This window comes from Streptomyces sp. BR123 (assembly GCF_013401435.1).
GTDB lineage: Bacteria > Actinomycetota > Actinomycetes > Streptomycetales > Streptomycetaceae > Streptomyces.
On record NZ_JACBGN010000023.1, the window covers coordinates 38,987 to 46,859 of the forward strand.

Consider the following 7,873-nt stretch of genomic DNA (forward strand, 5'->3'; position numbering starts at 1 on the left):
ACTGACCAGGTCACGAGTGACAGCGTTCTGGCCCCGGCTTGCTGTCCGGCAACCCTCCTTCCGTGGCGGGGTGCCCCGGGTGATGACCAGGCCGCGGGCAGCGAGGTCCGCGGCAAGCGCGGATCCCTCGACACCAGGGGTCCTGGTCTTCGAGGAGTTCTTTCCGTGAGCAAGCGAATGCGATAGGGCGGCTCCGCCCCTTCTCCACCCTCGGACCGAGGTCCCTTCCCTCCGCGTACCCGGACAGCCGCGTACGCCCCCGGCCCGTGCTCCGAGGCATTTCCCCGTCCCCCGGTCGGCCGCAGCGCCGTACCCGCGGACGGGTGACATCCGAAGCCGATTCCGCCTGCCCGCCGGGAGATACCGCCATGTCCGCGTTCCGGAACGCCACCGCCACCGCCACCGTCGCCCCTGCCCCTGCGCCCGTTGCCGCCTGTGCAGCCGCTGCCGACGGCGCAGCCTGTGCCGGGCCGCTCCCGGTCCTCGGCCGGGACGTCACCGTGCCGCTCGTCACCGGGGGCGAGGTCACCTACGCGGCCCTCGACTACGCCGCCAGCGCCCCGGCCCTGCAGCGCGTCTGGGACGACGTGGCCGCGTACGCCCCCTACTACGGCAGCGTGCACCGCGGAGCGGGCTACCTCTCGCAGCTCTCCACCGACCTCTTCGAGCAGAGCCGGGCCGCGGTCGCCGCCTTCCTGGACTGCCGCCCCTCCGACCAGGTGGTCTTCACCCGGTCCACCACCGACTCCCTCAACCTGCTCGCCGCCGCCCTCCCCGCCGACTGCCGGGTCTTCGTCTTCGAGACCGAGCACCACGCCTCGCTGCTGCCGTGGGACGGCGCGCAGGTGACGTACCTCGACGCGCCGCGCACGCCGGACGAGGCCGTGGCCACCCTGGAGCGGGCCCTGGCCGGCCGGGACCCCCACGGCGCGGCGCTGGTCTGCGTGACCGGGGCGTCCAACGTCACCGGTGAGCTGTGGCCGGTGAAGGAGCTCGCCGCCGCCGCGCACGCCCACGGCGCCCGGATCGTCCTCGACGCCGCCCAGCTGGCCCCGCACCACCCCGTCTCCGTCCGGGACCTCGACGTGGACTGGGTGGCCCTCTCCGGGCACAAGCTGTACGCGCCCTTCGGCTCCGGCGTGCTGGCCGGACGGGCCGACTGGCTGCAGCAGGCGAAGCCGTACCTGGCCGGCGGCGGGGCCTCGCGGACGGTCGCCCGCCGCGAGGACGGCGGCGTCGACGTCGAATGGCACACCACGGCCGCCCGCCACGAGGCCGGATCCCCCAACGTCATCGGCGTCCACGCCCTCGCCTCCGCCTGCCGCGCCCTGACCGAGGCGGGCTTCGACCGGCTCGTCGCCCGGGAGCGCGAGCTGATCGCTCAGGTCCGCGCGGGCCTCTCCGGCATCCCGCAGGTCCGGATCCTCTCGCTGTTCGGGGACGACGCCCCGCGCGTCGGCGTCATCTCCTTCGTGGTGGAGGGCTGGAACAGCTCCCACTTCGCCGCCGCCCTGTCGGCCGAGTACGGCATCGGGGTCCGCGACGGCCTCTTCTGCGCCCACCCGCTGGTGCGCACCCTGCTCGGCAGCGCCCCGCAGGAGCCCGGCGCGTGCGGGGCCCCGGAGGCGGCGCCCGGGGAGTCGTCGCTGAACGCGATCCGGGTGAGCTTCGGCGCCGGAACCCCGGACGAGCACGTCGAGCGGTTCGTCCGCGCGGTCCGGGAGCTCGTCACCGAGGGCGCGCAGTTGCAGTACCGCACGGAGGAGGGCCGCTGCGTCCCGGCCGTGTGACCGGCGTGCCGGCCATGACCCACACGACGCCGGGTGCGACCGGCGGGGCGTCCCCGGACCGTTCCGGACGTACGCCACCGACGCCTGCGGGACCGGCCGCAGGGTGGCGCCCGGCCGCGTCCTGTACGAGGATGACCTCGGCACGGAGCACGTCCACCGGCGCCGAAGAGACGCTGCCGGTCGTCGCCGCGGCCGGGGGTGCGGGAGGCGGCAGGCGGTACCCGCGCGGGACCGGTAAGATCCGGTGCGGTACCGCGCCCCGTAGGGGCGCGGGGAACTGCGCGATCAGCCCCCACCGGCCCGCGGTGTCATGACCGGACTCCCGGCGGAGCGCTCAGGCGTCCAGGCCGATGGCGAAGGCGGCTTCCAGGTCGTGCTGGGAATAGGTGCGGAACGCCACGTGCGTGTCGGTCGCCTCCACGCCGGGGATCTTGCTGATGCGGCCCGGGATGATGTCCGCCAGGTCGTCGTGGCGGTTCACGCGCACCAGGGCGATGAGGTCGTACGTCCCCGTGACGGAGTAGACCTCGCTGACGTTCTCCAGCGCCGCGATGGACTCGGCGATCTCGGGGATGCGGTCCACGCTGGTCTTGATGAGCACGATCGCGGTGATCATGGCTGGCTGTCTCCCTCGGTGGCCGTCGCTGGTCGCCTCACTCTAGTCGCACGCCGGTAGCGCACCCAGGCGTGCACGAAGCCGAGGGAGAAGCCCACCAGGTGCGCCAGGTACGCCACCCCGGGGCCGCTGCCCGCCCGGTGCGCCGCCACCCACTGCAGGCCGAACCAGAACAGCAGCACCAGCCACGCGGGGAACCGCAGCGGCAGGAAGAACAGGAACGGGAACAGGCTCGTCACCCGGGCCCGCGGGAACAGGTACAGGAACGCGCCCAGTACCGCCGAGATCGCTCCGGACGCCCCGACGAGCGTCTCCCCGGAGGAGGCGTTGGCCGCCGCGTACGCCGCCAGCGCGAGGTAGCCCGTGCACACGTAGAAGCAGAGGAAGGCCGCGCGGCCCATCCGCTCCTCCGCCATCGCCCCGAAGACGTGGAGGAAGAGCAGGTTGCCGAGCAGGTGCAGCCAGCTGCCGTGGACGAACAGGGCGGTCAGCGGCGTCAGCAGCGCCCGCGCGGACCCCCCGAAGAGCTCGGCCGGGACCACCCCCCAGTGCCGGAAGTACGCGGTCCCCGTCTCCAGCAGCCGCTCGCCGGTTCCGTACGCCGGGTTCAGGCCGGAGGCCGGACCGAGCAGGAACACCGCGCAGCAGGCGGCGATCAGCGCGTGGGTGACCACCGGACCCCGGGCGGCCTCGCGCACGGCGCGCCACTTTACGATCATGCGATTGAGCATGACCCGACCGGCCCCTTCCCACGCCTCGGCAGGCCGTAGGGTTACGTGCTGCGGTCCGCCGATTCCTGCAGACGGCGGCTTTAATTGAAAGAGCTACGAAGGAGAGTGCGGCCCGATGACGGTTCCCCTGCCGACCGACAGCACCCGGTGGCGCTGCACCCTGTGCGGCAACCTCACGCGTTTCGACGTCACTCGTTCGTCGAAGGTCGTGGAGTACGTCCACCTGGACCTTGCCGGGGAGCCCAAGGTCGAGGAGCGTGAGGTGGTCAGTGAGACCATCGAGTCGGTCCGCTGCCGCTGGTGCAACGCAGTGGACCGGATCGAACTTGTGGCCAGGCCGGGCGCGGACTCCTGAAGGAGCCGCGCCCCAGCGAGAAGAACACGGTAGAACACGGTAGGGGTGACGGATTGTGGAGCCAGGAAGCGGCGCTGACCCGGCCGATGCGGCCGGCGACGCCGCCGAGGCGCTCGACCGCCCGCTGCCGGAGGGTGTGCGGCGCCGGGTCGTCGCGCTCGTCTCGGACGCCTTCGGCGCACTGACGGTCGCGGACCTCCCGGGACAGCTGCGCCAGTACGCCCGGTTCACCCCGAGTCGGCGCGCCAAGTTCGCGGGCAACGCCATGGCCGCTGCGGTGGAGACGGACGCCGTCTTCCGCGGGCGCGTCGCCGACAAGGTGCGCGAGGCCCAGGCGGAGCTGGCCGGGGCGCTGGAGTCCGGCGCCCCGCCCGCGGCCGCCGACCCGCTGGACGTGGCCGCCGCCGCGTACATCCTGCGGCCGGCGGGCTGGGTGAAGCTGGTGGCCGCCGCGGGCGAGGAGGCGCAGCGCGCCGACGCCGAGCGGGCGGACGAGGAGGCCCGGCGGGAAGTGGACCGGCTCCGCGAGGAGCTGGCCCACCTACGGGACCTGCAGCGGCACGGCGGCGAACAGGTGCGCGGCGAGCTGGAGGCGGCCCGGAAGGAAGCCGAATCGCTTCAGCGCAAGCTGCGCAGCGCCCTGAGCGACATCAAGCGGGGCGAGGCGGCCCTGCGCAAGCTCACCGCCGAGATCGAGGGCATCCGTGCCGAGGCGGCCGCGCAGGTGGCGTCCGCCGAGAGCGAGACGCGTCGGCTCAAGTCCCGTCTGGCGGAGGCCGAGGCGGCACTGGAGACCTCCCGCCGGGCCACCCGCGAAGGCCGCAGCGTCGAGGACATGCGGCTGCGGCTGCTGCTGGACACCGTGCTGGACGCGGCCCAGGGGCTGCGCCGGGAGCTGGCGCTGCCGCCGGTTTCGATGCGGCCCGCGGAGACCGTGGACGCGGTGGAGCCCGGCCGGATGAGCCCGAAGGACATCGCGGCGCGGGCGCTGTCGGAGACCGACCCGGCACTGCTGGACCAGCTGCTGGCACTGCCCCAGGTGCACCTGGTCGTCGACGGCTACAACGTGACCAAGACCGGCTATCCGACGATGCCGCTGGAGAAGCAGCGGCTGCGGCTGCTGGGCGGGCTGTCGATGCTGGCCGCCCAGACCGGTGCGGAGACGACCTGCGTCTTCGACGGGGCGGAGCTGGCCGCGCCGGTGCTCCTCGCGCCGCCGCGCGGGGTGCGGGTGCTGTTCTCCAAGCCGGGTGTCACGGCGGACGAGCTGATCCGCCAGCTGGTGCGCGCGGAGCCGCCGGGCCGGCCGGTGGTCGTCGTCTCGACGGACCGCGAGGTGGCCGACGGCGTGGCGAAGGTCGGAGCCCGGCCCGTGACGTCCGCTTTGCTCCTGAAGCGGCTTTCGCGCGTTTCCTAACTCCTCGACGTAATGCCCGATTTCATCGGGGCGTCGGGGAACCTACCGTCAACTCGTCGGCACACAGCGTGCAGTGAAGGTAAAGAACCTGGTCGGGGGCCGGGTTTTTTTCCGCGGGGGTTTGAAGTGATCACACGGGGTCACTAGGGTCTGCTCAAACCTTCGTGCGGTAGATCACTCATTCGGGGTGTCGGCGGAGGTGTCGCCGGCCCGTGCGCGCCTGACGCGCCCCCCTTCCCCCGGCGGTGCGAAGCAAAGGAGCCCGGCTCGTGGCGTCCCACCGTCGACCCAAGCAGCCGGGCCGCGCACGGGTGACCGTGCTCACCGCCACGGCCGCCGCAGCCGTCGCCCTCTCCGCGCACAGCGCCTCCGCCGCGCCGGGCCAGCCGGGCAAGGACGAGGTCAAGGCCAAGGTCGACGCCCTCTACGAGGAGGCGGAACACGCCACCGAGAAGGCCAACCAGGCAAAGGAGCGCCAGGAGAAGCTGGAGAAGGAGATAGGCCTGCTCCAGGACCAGGTCGCCCGCGGCCAGGAGGAGCTCAACCAGCTCCGCTCCACACTCGGTTCGATGGCCAGCGCCCAGTACCGCACCGGCGGCATGGACCAGTCCGTCGCCCTCTTCCTCTCCGGCGACCCCGAGACCTACCTCGACAAGGCCTCCACCCTCCAGCAGCTGACGGGCAGGCAGGTCGAGGCGGTCCAGAAGATCCAGGCCAAGCAGCGCAGCCTCGCGCAGCAGCGCCAGGAGGCCGCCGGCAAGCTCGCCGACCTCGACGCCACCCGCAAGGAACTCGGCGAGAAGAAGAAGGCCTCGCAGGGCAAGCTCGCCGAGGCCCAGTCCCTCCTCAACACCCTGACCGCGCAGGAGCGACAGCAGCTCAAGGACGAGGACAGCCGCGCCAGCCGGAGCGAGGCCGCCCGCGCCGACCTCGGCAGCGTCAAGGCCTCAGGCCGGGCCGGCGCCGCCCTGGAGGCCGCCAAGACCAAGTTGGGCTACGCGTACGTCTCCGGCGCCACCGGCCCCAGCGCCTACGACTGCTCCGGCCTGACGCAGTGGGCGTACAAGCAGGCGGGCGTCAGCATCTCCCGGACCACCTACACCCAGGTCAACGACGGCACCCGGATCGGCCGAAGCCAACTCCAGCCCGGCGACCTGGTGTTCTTCTACTCCGACCTGCACCACGTCGGCCTGTACGCGGGCAACGGGACGGTGCTGCACGCCTCGAACCCGCGCGGCGGCGTCAAGTACGAGTCGATCAACAACATGCCGTTCCAGTTCGGCGTACGCGTCTGACCGCGGCCCGAAACCGTCCGACACCGCCCATCCGGGCGAATTGCGCCGCCGCGATCTGACCCCGTGCCCCGCCGATGACCTGCGTCTGAGGCGGGGCTCCGGCATGTGCGGCCCGCGACGGACGTTGGCCGGCGGGTAGCCGCGCGGCTACTGTCTGCCAGCGCGGAACCCGGCACACGGCCGTCCACGGGGGACGGACCCGGTCCCGCGCAGCGGAAGGGAGCGGCTCCGCATGGCGTCCCACCGCCGGTCCGAACCCGGCAGCCTCGACCGGAACACCAAGGTCGGCATGCTGACCGCGGCCGCCGCGGCGGCCACCGCCGCCGCCATCACCGTCGTGCCCGCCACCGCCGCCCCCGCCCTGCCGAAGGAGCCCTCGGCGACCGTCCGGGCCCAGGTCGACCGGCTCTTCGAGGAAGCCGAACGCGCCACCGAACGCTTCAACGAGGCGGGGGAGCGTGCCGACCGGCTCCGCGCCGACGTCGGCCGCGCCCGGGACCGGCTCGCCCGCGCCCAGGACCGCATCAACACCATGCGCGGCCTCCTCGGCGCCTTCGCCGGAGCCCAGTACCGCTCCGGCGGCATCGATCCCGCCGTCGAACTGATGCTGTCCGAGGACCCCGACGACTACCTCGACAAGGCCGCCACCCTCGGCCGGCTCACCGACCACCAGGCCCGGCAGCTCGACGAACTGCGCAAAGAGCAGCGGAGACTGGGCCAGGAGCGCAGCGAGGCCGCGCGGAAACTCGTCGAACTGGAGGCCGTACGGGCCGACGCGGCCCGGGAGAAGAGCGTCGTCACGACGAAGCTCGCCGCGGCCCGGCGGCTGCTGAACGAGATGTCCGCGCAGGACCGGGCCGACTTCGAACGGGCCTCCCGCACCGGCGACCGCGACGGCGCGCTGCCCGACCCGCCCGCCGACGGCTCGTTCGGCCCCGCCTCGGGCCGCGCCGCGGCGGCCGTCCGGGCCGCCCGCTCCGCCGTGGGCAGGCCGTACATCTGGGGCGCCACGGGCCCCTCCGGCTTCGACTGCTCCGGGCTGATGGTCTGGTCGTACCGGCAGGCGGGCGTCTCCCTGCCGCGCACCTCGCAGGCCCAGCGGTACGCGGGCCGGCGGGTCCCGCTGTCCGAGGCCCGGCCGGGGGACCTGGTGACCTACCGCTCCGACGCCAGCCACGTCGGCATGTACGTCGGCAACGGCCAGGTGGTCCACGCCCCGCACCCGGGTGCCCGGGTCCGCTACGACCCCGTCGGCATGATGCCGGTGGCCTCCGTCACCCGTCCCTGAGCGGAGCCCCGGCCGGCGCTCCGACCGGAAGGGTGCACCGCCCTCACCGCGCTCCGCCGGCTACCGCCGGGCGGTGCCCCCGGGTGCGGCACCTCGCCGCGTTGTCGGACCGTGCGAGTGCGCCGCGCAAGGGCTGAGGCCCTCCGCCTCGCGCCGTACCGCACCGGACGCCGCGAGCCGGCAGACCCTTCCGGCCAGCGCACTAGGCAGTGTCTGACAAATGATCATCTGGCTGGTTCGCGGAGCCAGAGGACCAGCGAGGCCAGCACGACTCCGGCGCGGTAGCGGTCGGCGAGCTTGTCGTACCTGGTCGCGATCGCGCGGAACTGCTTGAGTCGTGCGAAGCATCGCTCGACCACGTTGCGGTCGCGGTAGGCCTCC

General features: G+C 73.3%; 7 protein-coding genes, 1 pseudogene and 1 riboswitch. Of the genes and pseudogenes, 5 read left to right on the forward strand and 3 right to left on the reverse strand.

Going from position 1 to position 7,873, the window contains the following annotated elements; all coding sequences use genetic code 11:
- The first annotated feature begins 8 nt into the window (after nt 1-8).
- A riboswitch (SAM riboswitch) is annotated at nt 9-125 on the forward strand.
- A gap of 243 nt (nt 126-368) precedes the next feature.
- Entirely contained in the window at nt 369-1,790 is a 1,422-nt protein-coding gene (locus tag HYE82_RS06280; protein WP_179172924.1) for an aminotransferase class V-fold PLP-dependent enzyme, read from the forward strand.
- Nucleotides 1,791-2,124: 334 nt separating this feature from the next.
- On the opposite strand, the gene HYE82_RS06285 is transcribed toward HYE82_RS06280, so the two are convergent.
- Entirely contained in the window at nt 2,125-2,406 is a 282-nt protein-coding gene (locus HYE82_RS06285) for an Lrp/AsnC family transcriptional regulator (protein ID WP_179172925.1), read from the reverse strand.
- On the reverse strand, nt 2,403-3,125 hold the full coding sequence (locus HYE82_RS06290) for a rhomboid family intramembrane serine protease (RefSeq protein WP_256986958.1): 723 nt from the start codon (nt 3,123-3,125) through the stop codon (nt 2,403-2,405). The genes HYE82_RS06285 and HYE82_RS06290 overlap by 4 nt, the downstream gene beginning before the upstream one ends.
- A 127-nt stretch (nt 3,126-3,252) precedes the next feature.
- Here HYE82_RS06290 and HYE82_RS06295 point away from each other — a divergent pair, with 127 nt between their 5' ends.
- The 4 genes from HYE82_RS06295 (at nt 3,253) to HYE82_RS06310 (ending at nt 7,492) form a co-directional block, all read left to right on the forward strand.
- Nucleotides 3,253-3,492, forward strand: coding sequence for a hypothetical protein (locus HYE82_RS06295; protein WP_179172927.1), 240 nt, complete (start codon nt 3,253-3,255; stop codon nt 3,490-3,492).
- A gap of 52 nt (nt 3,493-3,544) precedes the next feature.
- Entirely contained in the window at nt 3,545-4,909 is a 1,365-nt protein-coding gene (locus tag HYE82_RS06300) for an NYN domain-containing protein (RefSeq protein ID WP_179172932.1), read from the forward strand.
- Nucleotides 4,910-5,178: 269 nt separating this feature from the next.
- The gene (locus HYE82_RS06305; RefSeq protein WP_179172928.1) at nt 5,179-6,204 is read left to right on the forward strand and encodes a C40 family peptidase; all 1,026 of its coding nucleotides are present in this window, start codon (nt 5,179-5,181) and stop codon (nt 6,202-6,204) included.
- A 232-nt stretch (nt 6,205-6,436) separates the two neighbouring features.
- Nucleotides 6,437-7,492 (forward strand): NlpC/P60 family protein, encoded by a 1,056-nt coding sequence (locus HYE82_RS06310; RefSeq protein WP_179172929.1) that lies wholly within the window; start codon nt 6,437-6,439, stop codon nt 7,490-7,492.
- A 202-nt stretch (nt 7,493-7,694) separates the two neighbouring features.
- Here the strand turns inward: HYE82_RS06310 and HYE82_RS06315 are convergent.
- Nucleotides 7,695-7,873 (reverse strand): annotated as a pseudogene (locus HYE82_RS06315) (transposase); the annotation flags it as partial.

Coding starts and splice junctions, on each gene's coding strand:
- HYE82_RS06280 (WP_179172924.1), top strand. CDS start 369: ATGTCCGCGTTCCGGAACGCCACCGCCACCGCCACCGTCGCCCCTGCC.
- HYE82_RS06285 (WP_179172925.1), bottom strand. CDS start 2,406: ATGATCACCGCGATCGTGCTCATCAAGACCAGCGTGGACCGCATCCCC.
- HYE82_RS06290 (WP_256986958.1), bottom strand. CDS start 3,125: ATGATCGTAAAGTGGCGCGCCGTGCGCGAGGCCGCCCGGGGTCCGGTG.
- HYE82_RS06295 (WP_179172927.1), top strand. CDS start 3,253: ATGACGGTTCCCCTGCCGACCGACAGCACCCGGTGGCGCTGCACCCTG.
- HYE82_RS06310 (WP_179172929.1), top strand. CDS start 6,437: ATGGCGTCCCACCGCCGGTCCGAACCCGGCAGCCTCGACCGGAACACC.